The following is a 252-nucleotide window of genomic DNA, read 5'->3' as shown; positions in this document are numbered from 1 at the left end:
TGAGCAGAACTACGATTTTGACAGAGTCAATTACGCCTTCGAAAATGAGGGTGTTTGTATGTTTAATTATGATGGATACGTTATTCCGGCTCTGATGCAAATAGCGGTTGAAAGAAGCGGTAGGGAACTGGTATTTGTGACGTTAGCTGGAGCGCAAGACGGAAAGCTAATCGAGACTGCTCCGCGACCGCGGCCGAATATCACAGATATAACGTACGATAAAGTCGCATTGCATATGCCGAACAGGAACTT

At 45.2% G+C, this 252-nt stretch carries 1 protein-coding gene; it reads left to right on the top strand.

Annotation, left to right across the window (positions count from 1 at the left end):
* Positions 1-58: 58 nt before the first annotated feature.
* Positions 59-252: hypothetical protein (locus CF394_RS13500; RefSeq protein ID WP_133079844.1), on the top strand; the 194-nt coding region annotated here is incomplete at its 3' end.

Origin of the sequence: Tetzosporium hominis (assembly GCF_002265435.1) — a bacterium.
GTDB classification, from domain to species: Bacteria; Bacillota; Bacilli; order Bacillales_A; family Planococcaceae; genus Chryseomicrobium; species Chryseomicrobium hominis.
The sequence above is the reverse complement of the archived record's forward strand: the minus strand, read 5'-3'. Positions and strand labels throughout refer to the sequence as shown.